The organism is Pseudomonas sp. Z8(2022) (assembly GCF_025837155.1).
In the GTDB taxonomy this organism is placed as follows: domain Bacteria; phylum Pseudomonadota; class Gammaproteobacteria; order Pseudomonadales; family Pseudomonadaceae; genus Aquipseudomonas.
In genome coordinates, this window is sequence record NZ_CP107549.1 from 505,232 (window position 1) to 523,993 (window position 18,762).

At 64.4% G+C, this 18,762-nt stretch carries 17 protein-coding genes; 9 read left to right on the plus strand and 8 right to left on the minus strand.

The genetic code is table 11. The features are described from left to right. The first annotated feature begins 1 nt into the window (after position 1). The 3 genes from OEG79_RS02350 to yegQ all read left to right on the plus strand — a co-directional run bounded on the left by OEG79_RS02350 (position 2) and on the right by yegQ (position 3,818). Complete coding sequence (locus OEG79_RS02350; RefSeq protein ID WP_264147283.1) at positions 2 to 1,771, plus strand: sodium:solute symporter family protein; 1,770 nt, start codon at positions 2 to 4, stop codon at positions 1,769 to 1,771. Positions 1,772 to 1,862: 91 nt separating this feature from the next. Next, a complete protein-coding gene (locus tag OEG79_RS02355) occupies positions 1,863 to 2,369 on the plus strand; it encodes a hypothetical protein (protein WP_264147284.1) in 507 nt (168 codons plus the stop codon). A gap of 141 nt (positions 2,370 to 2,510) precedes the next feature. Further along, positions 2,511 to 3,818, plus strand: a complete 1,308-nt coding sequence (yegQ, locus tag OEG79_RS02360) for a tRNA 5-hydroxyuridine modification protein YegQ (protein ID WP_264147285.1) — start codon at positions 2,511 to 2,513, stop codon at positions 3,816 to 3,818. 250 nt (positions 3,819 to 4,068) lie between these two features. On the opposite strand, the gene OEG79_RS02365 is transcribed toward yegQ, so the two are convergent. From OEG79_RS02365 to OEG79_RS02375, 3 genes are all read right to left on the minus strand, one after another. Further along, positions 4,069 to 4,770 carry a PolC-type DNA polymerase III gene (locus tag OEG79_RS02365; RefSeq protein WP_264147286.1) on the minus strand — a complete coding sequence of 234 codons (702 nt, stop codon included), beginning with the start codon at positions 4,768 to 4,770 and terminating at the stop codon, positions 4,069 to 4,071. Beyond that, the gene (locus tag OEG79_RS02370) at positions 4,767 to 6,698 is read right to left on the minus strand and encodes a putative nucleotidyltransferase substrate binding domain-containing protein (protein ID WP_264147287.1); all 1,932 of its coding nucleotides are present in this window, start codon (positions 6,696 to 6,698) and stop codon (positions 4,767 to 4,769) included. Before OEG79_RS02370 ends, OEG79_RS02365 begins: the two co-directional genes overlap by 4 nt. 203 nt (positions 6,699 to 6,901) lie before the next feature. Beyond that, entirely contained in the window at positions 6,902 to 9,079 is a 2,178-nt protein-coding gene (locus OEG79_RS02375) for a malate synthase G (RefSeq protein WP_264147288.1), read from the minus strand. A gap of 359 nt (positions 9,080 to 9,438) precedes the next feature. Here OEG79_RS02375 and OEG79_RS02380 point away from each other — a divergent pair, with 359 nt between their 5' ends. Then, positions 9,439 to 9,888 carry a GNAT family N-acetyltransferase gene (locus OEG79_RS02380; protein WP_264147289.1) on the plus strand — a complete coding sequence of 150 codons (450 nt, stop codon included), beginning with the start codon at positions 9,439 to 9,441 and terminating at the stop codon, positions 9,886 to 9,888. 32 nt (positions 9,889 to 9,920) lie between these two features. Next, on the plus strand, positions 9,921 to 10,439 hold the full coding sequence (locus OEG79_RS02385) for a glycine cleavage system protein R (protein ID WP_264147290.1): 519 nt from the start codon (positions 9,921 to 9,923) through the stop codon (positions 10,437 to 10,439). 272 nt (positions 10,440 to 10,711) lie between these two features. Here the strand turns inward: OEG79_RS02385 and rarD are convergent, their stop codons facing one another. The 5 genes from rarD to OEG79_RS02410 form a co-directional block, all read right to left on the minus strand. Beyond that, on the minus strand, positions 10,712 to 11,605 hold the full coding sequence (gene rarD / locus OEG79_RS02390) for an EamA family transporter RarD (protein WP_264147291.1): 894 nt from the start codon (positions 11,603 to 11,605) through the stop codon (positions 10,712 to 10,714). A gap of 175 nt (positions 11,606 to 11,780) precedes the next feature. After that, positions 11,781 to 12,755, minus strand: coding sequence for a serine/threonine protein kinase (locus OEG79_RS02395; protein WP_264147292.1), 975 nt, complete (start codon positions 12,753 to 12,755; stop codon positions 11,781 to 11,783). A 45-nt stretch (positions 12,756 to 12,800) separates the two neighbouring features. Then, the gene (locus OEG79_RS02400; protein ID WP_264147293.1) at positions 12,801 to 13,565 is read right to left on the minus strand and encodes a TOBE domain-containing protein; all 765 of its coding nucleotides are present in this window, start codon (positions 13,563 to 13,565) and stop codon (positions 12,801 to 12,803) included. Positions 13,566 to 13,624: 59 nt separating this feature from the next. After that, positions 13,625 to 14,365: a ComF family protein gene (locus tag OEG79_RS02405; RefSeq protein WP_264147294.1), complete on the minus strand. Its 741-nt coding sequence runs from the start codon at positions 14,363 to 14,365 to the stop codon at positions 13,625 to 13,627. Between the two features lie 43 nt (positions 14,366 to 14,408). Further along, on the minus strand, positions 14,409 to 14,702 hold the full coding sequence (locus OEG79_RS02410; protein ID WP_264147295.1) for a hypothetical protein: 294 nt from the start codon (positions 14,700 to 14,702) through the stop codon (positions 14,409 to 14,411). A gap of 200 nt (positions 14,703 to 14,902) precedes the next feature. Here OEG79_RS02410 and bioB point away from each other — a divergent pair, with 200 nt between their 5' ends. From bioB to bioC, 4 genes are read left to right on the plus strand one after another with little or no spacing between them, the layout of a single operon-like run. Further along, positions 14,903 to 15,961 carry a biotin synthase BioB gene (gene bioB / locus OEG79_RS02415; RefSeq protein WP_264147296.1) on the plus strand — a complete coding sequence of 353 codons (1,059 nt, stop codon included), beginning with the start codon at positions 14,903 to 14,905 and terminating at the stop codon, positions 15,959 to 15,961. Between the two features lie 56 nt (positions 15,962 to 16,017). Beyond that, a complete protein-coding gene (gene bioF, locus OEG79_RS02420) occupies positions 16,018 to 17,187 on the plus strand; it encodes an 8-amino-7-oxononanoate synthase (protein WP_264147297.1) in 1,170 nt (389 codons plus the stop codon). Next, positions 17,180 to 17,902 (plus strand): alpha/beta fold hydrolase, encoded by a 723-nt coding sequence (locus tag OEG79_RS02425; RefSeq protein WP_264147298.1) that lies wholly within the window; start codon positions 17,180 to 17,182, stop codon positions 17,900 to 17,902. Before bioF ends, OEG79_RS02425 begins: the two co-directional genes overlap by 8 nt. Beyond that, complete coding sequence (gene bioC, locus OEG79_RS02430) at positions 17,895 to 18,731, plus strand: malonyl-ACP O-methyltransferase BioC (RefSeq protein WP_264147299.1); 837 nt, start codon at positions 17,895 to 17,897, stop codon at positions 18,729 to 18,731. Before OEG79_RS02425 ends, bioC begins: the two co-directional genes overlap by 8 nt. The last annotated feature ends 31 nt before the right edge of the window (positions 18,732 to 18,762 follow it).

Genomic DNA, 18,762 nt, shown 5'->3' on the forward strand with positions numbered 1-18,762 from the left:
CATGAGCCAATTCGTTATCAACATGTTGTTCGTGGGGGCGTCATTCGCGCTCTACATCGGCATCGCCATCTGGGCGCGTGCCGGTTCCACCAAGGAGTTCTACGTCGCTGGCGGTGGTGTGCATCCGGTCACCAACGGCATGGCGACAGCCGCTGACTGGATGTCCGCTGCTTCCTTCATTTCCATGGCGGGCCTTATCGCCGCCGGTGGTTATGCCAACTCCACCTTCCTCATGGGCTGGACCGGCGGCTATGTGCTGCTGGCGATGCTGCTGGCGCCCTACCTGCGCAAGTTCGGCAAGTTCACCGTGCCGGACTTCATCGGTGATCGTTTCTACAGTCGTGGCGCCCGCCTGACTGCAGTGATCTGCCTGGTGATCATCTCCGTGACCTACGTGATCGGTCAGATGGCTGGCGCTGGTGTTGCCTTCTCGCGCTTCCTCGAAGTGAGCAACTCCACCGGCATCTGGATCGCTGCGGCGGTGGTCTTCGCCTACGCCGTATTCGGCGGCATGAAGGGCATCACCTACACCCAGGTCGCTCAGTACGTGGTACTGATCGTGGCCTACACCATCCCGGCGATCTTCATCTCCCTGCAGCTGACCGGTAACCCGATTCCGCCGCTGGGGCTGTTCGGTGATCACGTCGAATCCGGCGTGCCGCTGCTGCAGAAACTCGATGAAGTGGTGCGTGACCTGGGCTTCGCTGCGTATACCGCGGATGTCGAGAACAAGCTGAACATGGTGCTGTTCACCATGTCGCTGATGATCGGTACTGCCGGTCTGCCGCACGTGATCATTCGCTTCTTCACCGTGCCGAAAGTGGCTGATGCTCGTTGGTCCGCTGGCTGGACCCTGATCTTCATCGCCCTGCTGTACCTCACCGCTCCGGCCGTTGCCTCGATGGCGCGCCTGAACCTGGTGACCACCATCTATCCGGAAGGCGCTTCGGCCCCTGCCCTGTCCTACGAAGAGCGTCCTGAGTGGGTCAAGAACTGGGAACAGACCGGCCTGATCAAGTGGGAAGACAAGAACGGCGACGGCCGTATCCAGATGTACAACGATGCTGCACCGGCCTTCACCGCGACCGCTCAGGAGCGTGGCTGGAACGGTAACGAACTGACCGTGAACAACGACATCCTGGTACTGGCCAACCCGGAGATCGCCAATCTGCCTGCCTGGGTAGTCGGTCTGATCGCGGCGGGCGCCATTGCGGCGGCACTGTCGACGGCGGCTGGTTTGTTGCTGGCAATTTCTTCGGCGATCAGTCATGACCTGATCAAGACCTTGATCAATCCGAAGATCAGCGAGAAGAACGAGATGATCGCGGCGCGGCTATCTATGGCGGCTGCGATTCTGCTGGCAACCTATCTGGGCTTGAATCCACCAGGGTTCGCCGCGCAGGTGGTGGCGCTGGCCTTCGGTATTGCAGCTGCGACCCTGTTCCCGGTGCTGATGATGGGGATCTTCTCCAAGCGCATGAACGACAAGGGTGCGATCTGCGGTATGGTCGCCGGCCTGGTGATCACCTTGCTGTACATCTTCACCTACCTGGGCTGGTTCTTCATTCCGGAGACCAACATGCTGCCCAACACCCCGGACCAGTGGTTCATGGGTATCTCCCCGGCTTCCTTCGGTACCGTCGGTGCGCTGATCAATTTCGCTGTGGCTTACGCCGTATCGCAGGTCACCGCCGCACCGCCGCAGGAAATCCAGGATCTGGTGGAAAGCGTACGTACCCCCAAAGGTGCTGGTGCCGCGCTGAGCCACTAAGCATAATCCTGGCCTGACGCCATCTGTCGATGGTCCAGGGTCTGACAGACGGGCCTCCACTGGAGGCCCGTCTTTTTTCGGGAACAACCATATGTTGTGGACTTTGCTTGCCATCGTGGTGGCGGGGCTCGGCGCTGCCGGTATCGCTCTGCTGCTGCGTAAACTGACGCGTAACAAACTGCCGAAGTGGATCGTGCCGCTGTTCGGTGGTCTGGGGATGCTGGGTTATCAGGTGTTCTACGAGTATTCCTGGTTCGAGCATCAGCAGGCGCGCCAGCCCAAGGAGTCGGTCGTGGTCGCGACCGAAGCGGGCCACGTGTTCTGGCGCCCGTGGAGCTACTTCGTGCCGATGGTTACCGCCTTCACCGTGCTCGACAGCAAGAGTGTCGTGCGCGATCAGGTGGAAGACGCGCAAGTGGCCGAGTTCATGCTCTATCGCTTCGAGAAGCAGCACATCGATCACGTGTCGCATCAGGCACATCTGCTCAACTGCACGACCGCCGAACTGTTGCCGCTGGATGAGAAGAAGCAGCCTCTGCTGGCGCAGCTCAAGCGCATCGACAAGGAAGATGCGCTTTATCGTCTGACCTGCCAGTAACCAGCAGAACCTAAACGTGCCTTGCCAGCCCTTCGGCAAGGCGCGTGTTCCGCGCTTTTTACGCGTCGATAGACCCAGGTCAATATCCACGCCTGCCACCTGCATAGAATCGCCAGCCCCTGATTTTTCGAGCTTGCGGTCATGCCCCGTTTTCCCGAACTGTTGTCGCCAGCCGGCACCCTGAAGAACATGCGCTACGCCTTCGCCTACGGCGCCGATGCGGTGTATGCCGGGCAGCCGCGTTACAGCCTGCGCGTGCGCAACAACGAGTTCGACCACGCCAACCTGGCGCTCGGCATCAAGGAGGCGCACGCGCAGGGCAAGCAGTTCTACGTGGTGGTCAACATCGCCCCGCACAACGCCAAACTCAGGACCTTCCTCAAGGACCTGGCGCCAGTGATTGAGATGCAACCCGATGCGCTGATCATGTCCGACCCCGGCCTGATCATGCTGGTGCGTCAGCACTACCCGCAGATGCCGATTCACCTGTCGGTGCAGGCCAATGCGGTGAACTGGGCCAGCGTCGAGTTCTGGCGCCAGCAGGGGCTGAGCCGGGTGATCCTCTCACGCGAGCTGTCGCTGGAGGAAATCGAGGAGATCCGCAGCGAGGTGCCGGGCATGGAGCTGGAAGTGTTCGTCCATGGCGCGCTGTGCATGGCCTATTCCGGGCGCTGCCTGCTGTCGGGCTACATCAACCGCCGCGACCCCAACCAGGGCACCTGCACCAATGCCTGCCGCTGGCAGTACCAGGCCACGCCCGCGAGCGAGAACGAACTGGGCGAGATCGTCCGTGTGGTCGAGCCGACGCTGGGCCGGGGCGCACCGACCAGCCAGGCCTTCGTGCTCGAAGAGGCTGGGCGGCCGGGTGAGGAAATGGCCGCCTATGAGGACGAGCACGGCACCTACATCATGAACTCCAAGGATCTGCGTGCGGTGCAGCACGTCGAGCGTCTGGTGCGCATGGGCGTGCATTCACTGAAGATCGAAGGGCGTACCAAGAGCCATTTCTACGTGGCGCGCACCGCGCAGGTCTACCGCCGCGCCATCGACGATGCGCTGGCCGGCAAGCCGTTCGACCCTAGCCTGCTTGGGAGCCTGGAGTCACTGGCGCATCGTGGCTACACCGAGGGCTTCCTGCGCCGCCATGTGCATGACGAATACCAGAACTACGAGCGCGGCAGCTCGGTCTCGGAACGCCAGCAGTTCGTCGGCGAGCTGACCGGTGAGCGCCGTGGCGACCTGGCCGAAGTGCGGGTGAAGAATCGTTTCGCCGTGGGCGACGGACTGGAACTGATGACCCCGCAAGGCAACCTGCGCTTCAGCCTGGAGCACCTGCAGAGTGCTCAGGGGCAGGCGCAGCAGGTAGCGCCGGGCGACGGCCATGTCCTGTACCTGCCGCTACCGGCAGATGTGCAACTGGAATACGGGCTGCTGATGCGGGATCTGTAGGTTTTCGCAGGGTGGTTGAGGCGATGCGCAGCCGCGGCAACCACAAAACCGTAGGAGGGGCTTTAGCCGCGATAAACGCTCGCCGCTGAAGCGCCTCCCACCTGAACAGTTTGTGCGGTTGGAGGAAGCGCCAGCCACGGATACACAGCTTGCCTCGACCACGAACCCGTAGGAGCGGCTTTAGCCGCGATGTCTGCCGCGCCGCTGCGCATCTGTAGGAGCGCGCTGCCAGGCGATTGGCAGCGTGCGGCTACATGGCGTGCTGGCGCCGGCGCCGGCTGGCCAGCTGGCGCTCCAGCTCGCAGAGGCTGTCGATGCCCTGACGGCGCGCCTTGCTGAACAGCATCAGCGCCAGTTCGGCGGTGACCAGCGCATCGGCGCTGGCGTTGTGCCGCTGGTGTACCTGCAGGCCGAACTCGGCGACCCATTCATCGAGCCCGCCCTGGCGAACACGCGCGTGCGGGCAGAGCAGCGGGGCGATTTCGGCGACATCGAAGAAACTGTGCTGCAGACGATAGCCCAGGTGCTGCTTCAGCGCGCGGGCCAGCATGCGCTGGTCGAAACCGGCATGGAATGCCAGCAGCGGGCTGCTGCCGACGAACTCCATGAAGTCCAGCAACGCCTCGGCGGGGTCGACACCACGCGCCACTTCGCTGGGGGCGATGCCATGGATCAGGGTGCTGGCGCTGGCCTGATGGTCGCGCTGGTGCAGGGTGCACTCGAACTGCTCGGCGAAATCGATGGCGCCGTGGTCGATCACCACCGCGCCGATGGCCAGCACCTGATCACGGCGCATGTTCAAACCGGTGGTTTCCAGATCGAGTACGACGAAACGCTGTTCATGCAGGGGGCGTTCGTCGAACGCGGCCGGTGCGCTCAGGGCCTGGCGGCGCTGCAACTGCTGCTGGGTCAGGGCCGGGCCGCGGCCGGTGAACCAAGTGAACTTGCTCATAGCTGGTACCTCATGGCCAGGCTGCTCTGCAGACGCTGTGCCTGGCGGAACGACTCGCGCAGAATGCGTCGGTCCAGGTGATTGAGGTGGTCGGGATCGACCCGATTGGAGTAGGGCTGCTCGTTGCGCGCCTGCAACTGATGCTGCTGCATGCGCGTCTGCTGAATGAAATGGTAGGCCTCCTCGTAGGCCGCGCCGTCCAGCGTATCGATCACGCCCTTGGCGATCAGCGCGCGCAGACGCTCCAAGGTGCCGACCGCACCGATGCCATTGGCCAGCGCCAGCAGGCGGGCGCCGTCGACGAAGGGCGTCAGGCCCTGCACCTTGAGGTCGAGGGTGTCCTTGTCGGCGCCGGAGCGTGCCACCACGAAATCACGGAAGCGTCCGACCGGCGGGCGCTGGCGCAGGGCGTTCTCGGCCATCATCTTCTGGAACAGGCTGTTGTTGGCGACGCGTCCGAGCAGTTCGCTGCGCAGTTGCTCGCAGCCTTCGTTCGGGCCCCAGATGGTGCGCAGATCGAAGTAGATCGACGAACTCAGCAGATTTTCCGGCGTGGCTTCGAGGACGAACCCGGCGAAGCGTCGCGACCATTCCTGGCGTGACAGGCACAGCTCGGGGTTGCCGGCCATGATGTTGCCCTTGCACAGGGTGAAGCCGCACTGCGCCAGGCGCTGGTTGATCTCGCGCGCGATCGGCAGCAGGCGCTCGCGAATCGCGGCGGCCTCGCTGGCATTCTCGGCTTCGAAGAGGATGCCGTTGTCCTGGTCGGTGTGCAGGGTCTGTTCGCGGCGGCCTTCGCTGCCGAAGCACAGCCAGGTGAAGGGGATGCCCGGATCGCCCATTTCCTCGAGGGTCAGCTCGATCACCCGGCACACGGTGTGGTCGTTGAGCAGGGTGACGATATGGGTGATCTGCGTCGAGCTGGCGCCGTGGGCGAGCATGCGGTCGACCAGCAGGCGGATGTCGCTGCGCAGCCCGGCCAGGGTCTCGACCTTGCCGGCATGGCGAATGGTGCGCGCCAGGTGTACCAGGTCGACGCGCTGCAGGCTGAACAGATCGCGCTCGGAAATCACCCCGCAGAGTTTCTCGTGCTCCACCAGGCAGACGTGAGCGATGTGCCGCTCGGTCATGGCGATGGCGGCATCGAAGGCGCTGGCATCCGGTGCCAGATGGAAGGGGTTGGGCGTCATCAGCTGGTCGATCGGCTGGGCCAGATCCACCCCGTCGGCGACCACCCGACGCAGGTCGCGCAGGGTGAAGATGCCCACCGGCTTGTCGGCCGCATCGAGCACCACGATGCTGCCCACGTGCTGGTCGTGCATCAGCCGCACCGCGTCGCGTAGCGGCGTGTCGGGCGCGCAGCCAATGGGTTGGCGCATGGCCAGTTCACCCAGGCGGGTATCCAGCGAATACTGCGCGCCGAGGGTTTCCACCGCGCGCAGTTGCACCTGCTGGTTGACCTGGTCGAGCAGGCTGCTGACGCCGCGCAGGGCGAAGTCGCGCAACGGGTTGGAGACGGCGAACAGCTTGATGAAGGCGTGCTTGGCCAGCAGCAGGCAGAAGGTGTCTTCGGCGGCCAGGTGTTCGGTGCGCGTGGCGCGTTCGCCGATCAGCGCCGCCAGGGGGAAACACTCGCCAGCGGTGATCTCGAAGGTGGTCTCGGTGCCGCGTCTCGCGCTGTGCGGGCGCTCGCCGTGCACGCGGCCCTGCTTGACGATGTAGAAGTGCTCGACCGGACCATCGCTGGGCTTGATGATCGAGTCGCCCTCGGCATAGAAGCGCAGCTGGCAGTGCTCGACCAGAAACGCCAGATGAGCGGTGTCCATCTGGTTGAAAGGCGGGAACTTCTGCAGGAACTCCATGGTGCCGTGGATGTTCTGAAGCACTGCAGTTTTGCCCGCATCGGCCATCGCGTCGGCCTTGCTCATGGGCTTGCGCCTCGCAGTTTCGGGATGCTGCCAGTGTGGCCCCGACCCAGGGGCGTTGCCCATTGCACCTAAGTAGGGTGTGGGCGAGGGTGTTGCCCCCGGCTCAGGCTTGTACAGGGCGCGTCCGGCGTCAGGAGTATTCGCCACTACCCGACATGAAAAACCGCCCCGTAGGGCGGTTTTTCATGCATGCAGCATCAGCATCACAGACCGTTCTTGGCCTTGAACTCGCGGCGACGACGGTGCAGCACCGGCTCGGTGTAGCCGTTGGGCTGCTTGGTGCCTTCGAGTACCAGCTCCAGCGCGGCCTGGAACGCGACGTTGTTGTCGAAGTCCGGAGCCATCGGGCGGTACAGCGGGTCGCCTGCGTTCTGGCGATCCACCACCGGCGCCATGCGCTTGAGGCTCTCGACCACCTGAGCTTCGCTGACGATGCCGTGGCGCAGCCAGTTGGCCAGCAGCTGGCTGGAGATGCGCAGGGTAGCGCGGTCTTCCATCAGGCCGACATCGTTGATGTCCGGCACCTTGGAGCAGCCGACGCCCTGGTCGATCCAGCGCACCACGTAGCCGAGGATGCCTTGCGAGTTGTTGTCCAGCTCGTTGCGGATTTCTTCTGCCGACCAGTTGGTGTCCTTGGCCAGCGGGATGGTCAGGATGTCGTCCACGGAAGCCGGGGTGCGCTTGGCCAGCTCGGCCTGACGGGCGAACACGTCGACCTTGTGGTAGTGCAGCGCATGCAGGGTAGCGGCGGTCGGCGACGGTACCCAGGCGGTATTGGCGCCGGACAGCGGGTGGGCGATCTTCTGCTCGAGCATGGCGGCCATCAGATCCGGCATGGCCCACATGCCCTTGCCGATCTGAGCGCGGCCCTGCAGGCCGGTGGCCAGGCCGACGTCGACGTTGTTGTTCTCGTAGGCGCCGATCCAGGTCTCGCTCTTCATGGCGGCCTTGCGCACCACGGGGCCGGCTTCCATGGAGGTGTGGATCTCGTCACCGGTACGGTCAAGGAAGCCGGTGTTGATGAATACCACGCGCTCGCTGGCGGCCTTGATGCAGGCCTTCAGGTTGACGGTGGTGCGGCGCTCTTCGTCCATGATGCCGACTTTCAGGGTGTTGCGGGCCAGGCCCAGGACATCCTCGACGCGAGCGAAGATTTCGCTGGTGAAGGCGACCTCTTCCGGGCCGTGCATCTTCGGTTTGACGATGTACACGCTGCCGGTACGGGTGTTCTTGCGCGTGGTGTTGCCGATCAGGTTGTGCACCGCGATCAGGCTGGTGAACAGCGCGTCCATGATGCCTTCCGGCAGTTCATTGCCCTGCTCGTCGAGGATCGCCGGGTTGGTCATCAGGTGGCCGACGTTGCGCACGAACAGCAGCGAGCGGCCATGCAGGGTCAGCTCCGAACCGTCCGGTTTGGTGTAGACGCGGTCCGGGTTCATGGTGCGGGTGAAGGTGGTGCCACCTTTGGTGACTTCTTCGGCCAGATCGCCCTTCATCAGGCCCAGCCAGTTCTTGTAGACCACCACCTTGTCGTCGGCATCGACGGCAGCGACGGAGTCTTCGCAGTCCATGATGGTGGTCAGCGCAGCTTCCATCAGCACGTCTTTCACGCCTGCGGCGTCGGTGCTGCCGATGGGGCTGGAGGCATCGATCTGGATCTCGAAGTGCAGGCCGTTGTGCTTGAGCAGTACGGCGACCGGCGCACTGGCCTCGCCCTGGAAACCAACCAGCTGCGCGTCGTCGCGCAGGCCGCTGTTGCTGCCGCCCTTGAGAGCGACGACCAGCTTGCCGTCGACGATGGCATAACCGGTGGAGTCTGCGTGGGAGCCGGCAGCCAGCGGTGCGGCCTCGTCGAGGAAAGCGCGGGCGAAGGCAATGACCTTGTCACCGCGCACCTTGTTGTAGCCCTTGCCCTTCTCGGCGCCGCCTTCTTCGCTGATCACGTCGGTGCCGTACAGCGCATCGTACAGCGAGCCCCAGCGGGCGTTGGACGCGTTCAGGGCGAAGCGTGCGTTCATCACCGGCACGACCAGCTGCGGGCCGGCCAGGCGGGCGACTTCTTCGTCGACGTTGGCAGTAGTGGCCTGGAAGTCTTCCGGCTCCGGCAGCAGATAGCGGATTTCCTGGAGGAAGGCCTTGTAGGCTGCCGCGTCATGAGCCTGACCCTTGCGCGCCTGGTGCCAGGCATCGATCTGCGCCTGCAGTTCGTCACGCTTGGCCAGCAGGGCACGGTTCTTCGGCGCCAGGTCCTTGATGACCGCAGCGGCACCGGCCCAGAACTTGTCGGCAGCGATGCCGGTACCGGGGATGGCTTCGTTGTTCACGAAGTCGTACAGGGCTTTGGCGACCTGCAGGCCACCGACTTGAACGCGTTCAGTCATCACTTGCCTCACTCTCTGAGCTTTACTCAATAGCCGCGTCGGGCTTCTCTGAAAACGACCTGCGTGATTAACGCCTGCGCTTTCAGAGAGGCTCGCCGGAGACGGGCTGGCCGTCTTGTAGTCCGTGGCGCGGCATACTACATCAAGATTCCGGGGAAATGCAGTGGGTGCGCGTCAGACTGCGACCAAAAGACTAAACCCGGTCACGCTGAATACGCTATGCGTACAAAAAACTGCGCTATTGTTCCATAAAATATGTAAAAACGTACACGATTAATTGCCCGCGCTACTGACAACGGCGGCAATATGGCCTACGCGCGACCTTGCCTATACTGGCTGAACCTCTACTGGAGCCTGCCATGAAGGTTGCCGCCGCCGTCTCCGCTGATCTTGCCGACCTCACCCGTCTGTTCGCCGGCTATCTGCGCTTCTATCAGGTGCCGCGGTCTGACGCGGATGTCGCCGCCTTCCTCGGTGCACGCCTGCAGCGCGGTGATTCGCAGTTGTTCATCGCCCGTGACGGGCGCGGCAGGGCGCAGGGTTTCGTGCAGCTGTATCCCTTCCTGTCCTCGCTGGCGCTGGAACCGGCCTGGTTGCTCAGCGATCTGTATGTCGATGAAGACGCGCGTCGTTGCGGCGTGGGCGAGGCGCTGATGAATGCCGCCCGCGCCCATGCCGAGGCCAGCGGCGCCTGCGGGCTGCAGCTGGAGACGGCGAAGAGCAATCTGGCCGGCCAGCGTCTGTATGAGCGACTGGGTTATGTGCGTGATGAGCGCTTCTTCACCTACTGGCTGTCGCTGCGCGGCTGACTTTTCCAACCTGTGAACGAGTGAGGTGGTAGATGGATCATCTGATACTGACGGTGATTGCCGAGGACCAACCGGGCCTGGTCGAGCGTCTTGCCGCTTGCGTGGCGAAACATGGCGGCAACTGGCTGGAGAGCCGCATGGCGCGCATGGCCGGGCAGTTCGCCGGGATCGTCCGGGTGGACGTGCCGGCCGAGGCCCACGGCGGGCTGATCAGGGAGCTCGAAGCGCTCGGCGCGCAGGGTATCCGCGTGCAGCTGGCGGCCAGCGGCAGCGAACCGGGCGGGCGTTTCGCCGCGATTCGCCTGGAGCTGGTGGGCAATGACCGGCCCGGCATCGTACGCGACATCACCCGCGTGCTGGCAGAGCAGGGCGTGAACCTGGAGAGCCTGCTCACTGAAGTGGCGCCAGCGCCGATGAGTGGCGAGTTGCTGTTCACCGCCGAAGCGCTGCTGGCCGTGCCGGAGACGCTGCCCCTGGAAAAGTTGCAGACGCGCCTGGAAACCCTGGCCGACGATCTCATGGTGGAGCTGAATCTGCGCACCGAAGAGTGATATCCACGGCTGGCGTGGATCAGGCTGTGGATAAACTGGGGAGCCCCGACGCACCGCATAGTGTTTCGGGGCTTTTCATTGGCTGGCTAAAAAATCAGCAGGATCAACGGCTTGTGCACAAATGCCGGGGATGGATCTGTGGATAAGGCGGGGGTGAAACGGGCCGGGCCAGATACGGCGAGGCCTGGCGGCAACTGGCTGTTTTCTGCGCAGCTGCCGGATGATCGGCGTCCGGTAGGAGCACGGGCAGCAGGGTGCGCCGTGCATGATTCTCAAGCCTCCGAGCGCTTGCGCAGGTTCAGCCAGATATCCAGGCTGTATACAAAAAGTCCCGCCCAGATGCAGGCGAAGGCCAGCAGCGTGCTTGGCGAGAAATGCTCATCGAACAGCAGAATGGCCTGCAGCAGCACCAGCGTTGGGGCCAGGTACTGCAGGAAACCCAGGGTGGTGTAGGGCAGATGCCGCGCTGCGGCGTTGAAACAGACCAGCGGCACCAGCGTGATCGGGCCGGCAGCAGCCAGCCAGAACGCCTGGCTGCTGGTCCAGAAGCTCGCCTGGCTGCTCATCGCCGCAGGATGCAGCGCCAGCCAGGCCAGCGCCACCGGCAGCAGCAGCCAGGTCTCCACCACCAGGCCGGGCAAGGCCGCCACCGGAGCCTGCTTGCGGATCAGCCCGTAGAAACCGAAGGTCAGCGCCAGCACCAGCGATACCCACGGCAGGCTGCCGACCTGCCACAGCTGCTGCAGCACACCCAGCGCAGCCAGGCCGACCGCCAGCCATTGCAGGCGGCGCAGACGCTCGCCGAGGATCAGCAGGCCAAGCAATACGTTGATCAGCGGGTTGATGTAGTAGCCCAGGCTGGCTTCGATCATGCGTTCGTTGTTGACCGCCCACACGTACACCAGCCAGTTGGTCGCGATCAGCAGGCCGCAGCCGGCCAGCACGGCCAGGCGCTTGGGGTTGTCGCGCAGCTCGCGCCACCAGCCCGGGTGCTTCCAGACAAGCAGCAGCAAACCACCGAACAATGCCGACCACAGCACGCGGTGGACGATGATTTCCATCGCCGGCACGCTCTGCAGGGCTTTGAAGTAGAGCGGGAACAGTCCCCAGATGATATAGGCGGTAAGACCCAGAACGTACCCGCGTTGCGGGTTGGCGGTGGCCATCGAAAATCCTTGGTTAGGCAGCTAACGGTTGCCACGAAATTCTAGCTTTGCGGCCACCGGCTTGTCTGTTCGTTAAGCCTTTTTGCAGGCTGAGGCGGCGGCAAAGTCGTAAGGCAAAGTTTACACGGCGCGCGCAACTGTACTGGTGCGCGCGCGTTGCACGTTGCTCTGGATGTCAGAACAGCCGTAGCGGCTCTTCATCCAGGGCCGCCAACTGTTCACGCAGTGCGAGAATCTGGTCGCCCCAATAGCGTTCACCCGCGAACCAGGGAAAGGCCAGCGGAAAGGCCGGGTCGTCCCAGCGCCTGGCGATCCAGGCGCTGTGGTGCATCAGGCGCAGGGCGCGCAATCCCTCGATCAGCGGCAGCTCGCGGGCGGCGAAGTCGTGGAATTCCTGATAGCCATCGACCAGTTCGGCGAGCTGGCCCAGGCGCTCATGGCGCTCGCCGGCCAGCATCATCCACAGGTCCTGTATGGCCGGGCCCATGCGGCAGTCGTCGAGGTCGACCATATGAAAGGCGTCGTCACGGCACAGCAGGTTGCCGGGGTGACAGTCGCCATGCAGACGAATCGGCTGATAGCGCACGCGGGCGAACAGGTCGTCGAGGCGAGCGAGCAGATCGCGCGCTACCGACTCGTAGGCCGGCAGCAGGCTGCGTGGCACGAAACCGCCATCGAGCAGCGAGGCCAGGGCGGCGTGGCCGAAGTTGTCCACAGCCAGGGTCTCGCGATGGACGAAGGGGCGGCTGGCACCAACCGCATGCATGCGCCCGAGCAACTGGCCGAGGCGGTACAGTTGGTCGAGGTTGCCCGGCTCCGGCGCACGCCCGCCACGGCGCGGGAACAGGGCGAAACGGAAACCGCCGTGTTCGAACAGCGTCTCGCCATCGTGGGCCAGTGGCGCGACCACCGGAACCTCGTGCTCGGCCAGTTCGAGGCTGAAGCCATGCTCCTCGCAGATCGCTTCATCGCTCCAGCGGTCCGGGCGATAGAACTTGGCGATCAGCGGTGTTTCGCCCTCGATGCCCACCTGATAGACGCGGTTCTCGTAGCTGTTGAGTGCCAGTACCCGGGCATCGCTGAGATAGCCAAGGCTCTCCACGGCATCGAGTACCAGATCCGGGGTGAGAGTGGAAAAGGGATGGCTCATGAGCAGCTCCGCGACAATGGGCACACAGTGTAGCGGGTTACGCGGTTACAGCTGGGTGCCGAGCAGTACCTGACTGGCAGCGAACTGTGCGCGCACCGGATCACCCACGGTGACATTCAGCATCGCCAGCTGCTCGGGCTCGACCGAAGCGCACAGCGTCTGGCCGTTGGCCAGGCTTACGCGTACTTCGCTCGGGCCGCCGTTGCCCGGCAGAATTTGTTCGATATCGCCTTCCAGTGCATTGCGCCCGGGGTCTGCCGGCTGGTCCAGCGCCTGCAGCTCCAGCCAGCCGGCCTTGATCAGGGCGACCACGCTGCAGCCTTCGCTCAGTTGCAGGTTTTCCGTGCTGTCATGGGTGATCAGCGCCTGCAGGCGGCTGCCGCCGGGCAGTTCAACGTCGATCAGGTCGTTGTGCCCGCGTCCGTTAATCGCGCGCACGCGGCCGGTCAGCTGGTTACGCGCGCTGGTGCGCAGCATCAGGCGGCCGAGCAACTCCAGATCGGCATCGTCACCGGCGGCCTGCAGCAGTTGTACCTGCAGTGTCTGCAGACGGCGCTGCAGGGCCAACAGGCGCTCACCCGCAGGCGTCAGGCGCGCGCCGCCACCGCCCTTGCCGCCGACGCTGCGGCTGACCAGAGGCTGTTCGGACAGGTTGTTGAGCTCGTCGATGGCATCCCAGGCGGCCTTGTAGCTAAGCCCTGCTGCCTTGGCGGCGCGGGTGATGGAGCCCTGTTCGGCGATCTGTTCGAGCAGCGCCAGACGCTTCGGGCGGCGGCTGAGCAATTGGGCGAGGGGGTCGAGTGGCGACATGGTTCGGGTGGCCAGAAAGGATGCCGGGCAAGGTGCGTGACTGCGTCGGGCACGTCAAGTCAGCCATCGCCCGGGCGCGGTGTGCGTGCCAGGCAGTAGACGTCGACGCGCTGGGCGCCGGCGCGACGCAGCAGGTGGGCGAGCATCCCTGCGGTGGCGCCGGTGGTGAGCACGTCATCGACCAGCGCCAGATGAGCGCCGGCAACTCCGGCTTGCAGTTCCAGGCTGAAGGCCTGGCGCAGATTGCGCTTGCGCGTGGCGGCATCCAGGCCCTGCTGGGCAGGCGTATCGACACGCCGCCGCAGCCAGTCATTGTGCACCGGCAGTTGCACGATGGCGCCAAGCCAGTCGGCGAGCATCTGCGCCTGATTGAAGCCGCGTTGTCGTTGCCGCCTGCGTGCCAGCGGCACCGGCAGCATTGCCTGCGGCCGCGGCAGGCCTTCGTCATAGGCGTGAAGCAGATGCTCGGCCAGCAGTTCGGCAAGCAGGCGGCCATAGGGCCATTGCCCCTGGTGCTTGAAACGGGTGATCAGGTTGTCGACCGGGAAGGCATAGCGCCAGGGCGCTTCCACGCGGCTGAAACTCGGCGGCTTGTTCTGGCAGGCGCCGCAGATCATGCCCTGAGCCGGCAGCGGCACTGCGCAGAGCCGGCAGTGCGCCCCGAGCCAGGGCAGCTCGGCTTCGCAGGCGGTGCAGATGCTGTGTGTGGGGTGATCCGTGACTTCGTCGCAGAGCTGGCATTGGCGGCGTGGCTGCAGCCAGGGAAGGCGTTGCAGAAGACGGAGGTCGAACGTCGGCATGGCGGCTCGTCCGTGAGCAGTGGTGCCGGAAGTCTAGTCGGCGTCAGCGAATCAGCCAGCCCATGACCACCAGACCGAGAAACAGCCAGATCACGCCGCCGATGATCGAACCACGCAGCAGCGAGCGCACGCCACTGAAGAGAAGCAGCAGGCCGATGATCAGCAGGATGACGCTGAAGATCGATACGTCCATGCCGATCGCCCTGGCCAGGCCATGCAGGAAGTCGTCGATGGCATCGGCCATGGCGCCCAGCACGCCCGACAGCATGTCGACGATAAAACGGATGGCGCGACCCAGCGCTTCGCCGAGCCCTTCGAAAAAACCTTCAGCCTGCATGCAGAACATCCTGTGTGAGGGGTAAGCATTGGGCCCTGTGCCATGACATAAGTTCTATCTGGTCATTAAGTGATCAAATGTAAACCTGTGTGTTTCTTGAGGTTGACAGCATCCAATCGCCACTTATGATGGCCAGAGCCTGAATGCCCCCTATGGGCCTCCCGACAACAGATGCCACCAAGCATCGAAGGACTTCTCAGATGAGCGCAACCGCCCAAACCAACACCCGCCACGACTGGAGCCTCGCCGAGGTCCGCGCGCTGTTCGAGCAGCCTTTCAACGACCTGCTGTTCCAGGCGCAGAGCGTTCATCGTCAGCACTTCGATCCCAACCGCGTGCAGGTTTCGACCCTGTTGTCGATCAAGACCGGCGCCTGTCCGGAAGACTGCAAGTACTGTCCGCAGTCCGGTCACTACAACACCGGTCTGGACAAGGAAAAGCTGATGGAGGTGCAGAAGGTGCTGGAGGCCGCTGCCGAGGCCAAGGCCATCGGCTCCACGCGCTTCTGCATGGGCGCGGCGTGGAAGCATCCGTCGGCCAGGGACATGCCCTACGTGCTGGAAATGGTCAAAGGCGTGAAGAAGCTCGGTCTGGAAACCTGCATGACCCTCGGCCGTCTGGACCAGGAGCAGACCCGTGCCCTGGCCGAAGCGGGGCTGGACTACTACAACCACAACCTCGATACCTCGCCGGAGTTCTACGGCAACATCATCACCACCCGCACCTACGCCGAGCGCCTGCAGACCCTGGCCTATGTGCGCGAGGCGGGGATGAAGATCTGTTCCGGCGGCATCCTCGGCATGGGCGAGTCGGTGGATGACCGTGCCGGCTTGCTGATTCAACTGGCCAACCTGCCGGAGCACCCGGAGAGCGTGCCGATCAACATGCTGGTCAAGGTCAAGGGCACACCGCTGGCCGAGGAGAAGGACGTCGATCCGTTCGACTTCATCCGCACCCTGGCCGTGGCGCGCATCATGATGCCGAAATCCCACGTGCGCCTGTCCGCCGGGCGCGAGCAGATGAACGAACAGATGCAGGCCCTGGCCTTCATGGCTGGCGCCAATTCGATCTTCTACGGCGAGAAGCTGCTGACCACCGCCAACCCGCAGGCGGACAAGGACATGGCCCTGTTCAAACGCCTCGGCATCAAGCCCGAAGAGCGCGAGGAACATGCCGACGAGGTGCACCAGGCAGCCATCGAACAGGCCCTGATCGAGCAGCGCGATTCCCAGCTGTTCTACAACGCCGCCTCGGCCTGATATCTCAACGCAGGCGCGGAGGGCTCGCCCGCGAGTTCGCGCCTTCAGGTACTGCAATGTCCTTCGATCTCGCTGCTCGGCTGGCCGAGCGCCAGGCTGCCGATCTGTTCCGCCAACGCCCGTTGTTGCAGACCCCGCAGGGGCCACGGGTGCAGGCGGACGGTCAGCAGTTGCTGGCCTTCTGTTCCAATGACTACCTGGGCCTGGCCAATCACCCGGAGGTGATTGGCGCGCTGCAGCAGGGCGCTGAAAAATGGGGCGTCGGTGGCGGCGCTTCGCATCTGGTGATCGGTCACAGCACCCCGCACCACGAGCTGGAAGCGGCACTCGCCGAGTTCACCGGGCGACCCCGCGCACTGCTGTTCTCCACCGGTTACATGGCCAATCTGGCGGTGGTTACCGCGCTGCTCGGGCAGGGCGACAGTGTGCTGGAGGATCGTCTCAACCATGCCTCGCTGCTCGATGCCGGCCTGCTTTCCGGGGCGCGTTTTTCGCGTTACCTGCACAACGATGCGGTTAGCCTGGTCAGCCGTTTGCACAAGGCCAGCGGCAATTGCCTGGTGGTCACCGACGGCGTGTTCAGCATGGACGGTGATCTCGCCGACCTGCCGGCGCTGTGCGCCGAGGCGCGTGCGGCGCAGGCCTGGGTGATGGTCGACGATGCCCATGGTTTCGGCCCGCTGGGCGCGAGCGGTGGCGGTATTGTCGAACACTTCGGGCTGGGCCAGGATGAAGTGCAGGTGCTGGTCGGCACCCTGGGCAAGGCCTTTGGCACCGCCGGCGCCTTCGTTGCCGGCAGCGAGGAACTGATCGAGACGCTGATCCAGTTCGCGCGTCCCTATATCTACACCACCAGTCAGCCGCCAGCGGTAGCCTGCGCCACGCTGAAGAGTCTGCAACTGCTGCGCAGCGAGCACTGGCGCCGCGAGCACCTGAACCGCCTGATCGCGCGGTTTCGTCAGGGCGCAGCCGAGATCGGCCTGAGCCTGATGGACAGTCCCACCCCGATCCAGCCGATTCTCGTTGGCGACAGCGCGCGTGCGCTCAAACTGTCCGCACTGCTCAAGGCGCGTGGTCTGCTGGTCGGCGCCATCCGCCCGCCGACTGTCCCGGCTGGCAGTGCCCGTCTGCGCGTAACGCTGTCCGCCGCGCACAGCGATGGGCAGCTCGAACAGTTGCTGGACGCGCTGGCCGAGTGCTGGCCGCAGGTGCAAGCCGATGCGTGAAACGCTGATCCTCCTGCCGGGCTGGGGCTTTGACGGCGCCGCGCTGCAGCCATTGGCCGATGCCCTGGGTGGCGATGTTCAGGTGCAGGTATCCGCTCTGCCGCGGCTGAGCAGCTCGGCCGCTGCCGACTGGCTCGACGAACTGGATGCGCGTTTGCCGCATGACTGCTGGCTGGCCGGCTGGTCGCTTGGCGGCATGCTCGCCAGTGCCCTGGCTGCACGTCGTGGCGAGCGCTGCCGCGGCCTGATCACCCTGGCCAGCAATGCCTGTTTCGTCGCCAGTGAGGTCTGGCTGAGCGCGATGCCGGCAGAGACTTACGCTGCCTTCTATAAGGGTTGCGAGGAAAATGGCGCAGCGACCCTCAGGCGTTTCGCCATGCTCTGCGCTCAAGGCAGCGCCGATGCACGCGGCCTGTCACGGCAACTGCAGGGCAAGCTGATGCCCGCTGAGGAACCCTCCCTGCTGGCCGGGCTGCGCCTGCTGGCGAGCCTGGACAATCGCGCCGTGCTGGCTGATTTCGCCGGGCCGCAGTTGCACCTGCTGGCCGAGCAGGATGCTCTGGTGCCGGCAGCGGTTGTCGCTGATCTGCTGGCGCTGTTGCCTGCCGGCGAGGTGGATGTGCTGGAAGAGTGTGGCCACGCCTTCGTGTTCGACCAGGCGGATTCGCTGGCGGCGCTGATGCTCGATTTCATCCGCGAGGCCCGTGATGTCTGAGTCCTGCGTGCGCCTTCATGAACCCTCCGGTGCAAATGTCACTCCCCCCGCCTTGCCGGATAAGCGGCAGGTCGCTGCATCCTTTTCCCGCGCGGCAGAAAGCTACGACTCGGTGGCCGAGTTGCAGCGGACGGTCGGCGCGCAGCTGTTGGCGCGGCTGTCTGCCTCGTTGCAGCCCCGTCGCTGGCTGGACCTGGGCTGCGGCACGGGGCATTTCACCCGTGCCCTGGCCGGACGCTATGAGCGTGGCGAAGGCATTGCCATGGATATCGCCGAAGGCATGCTGCGTCACGCCGGCCCGCTGGGCGGCGCCGCGCATTTCGTCGCAGGCGATGCCGAAGCGTTGCCGTTGCAGGACGCCAGCATCGATCTGCTGTTCTCCAGCCTGGCGCTGCAGTGGTGCGCCGATTTCCCGCAGGTGCTGAGCGAGGCGCGGCGTGTGTTGCGTTCTGGTGGTGTGCTGGCGTTTTCCAGCTTGTGCGCGGGGACCTTGCAGGAGCTGCGTGACAGCTGGCTGGCAGTCGACGGCTTCGTTCACGTCAATCGTTTTCGCCGTTTCGAGGATTACCAGCAGCTGTGCGCGGCCAGCGGTTTGCAGTTGCTGACCTTGCAGCGTCAGGCCGAAGTGCTGCATTTCCCGGACCTGCGCAGCCTGACCGGCTCGCTCAGGGATCTTGGCGCACATAACCTCAATCCGGGGCGCCCGGGCGGGTTGACCGGGCGCTCGCGCATTCGCGCGCTGATCCAGGCCTATGAGCGCTTTCGTCAGCCACAGGGCCTGCCGGCGACCTATCAGGTCGTGTACGGCGTGCTGCAGAAAGCGCACTAGCCTCCACCCGGAACATCGATTCAGGAGTTTT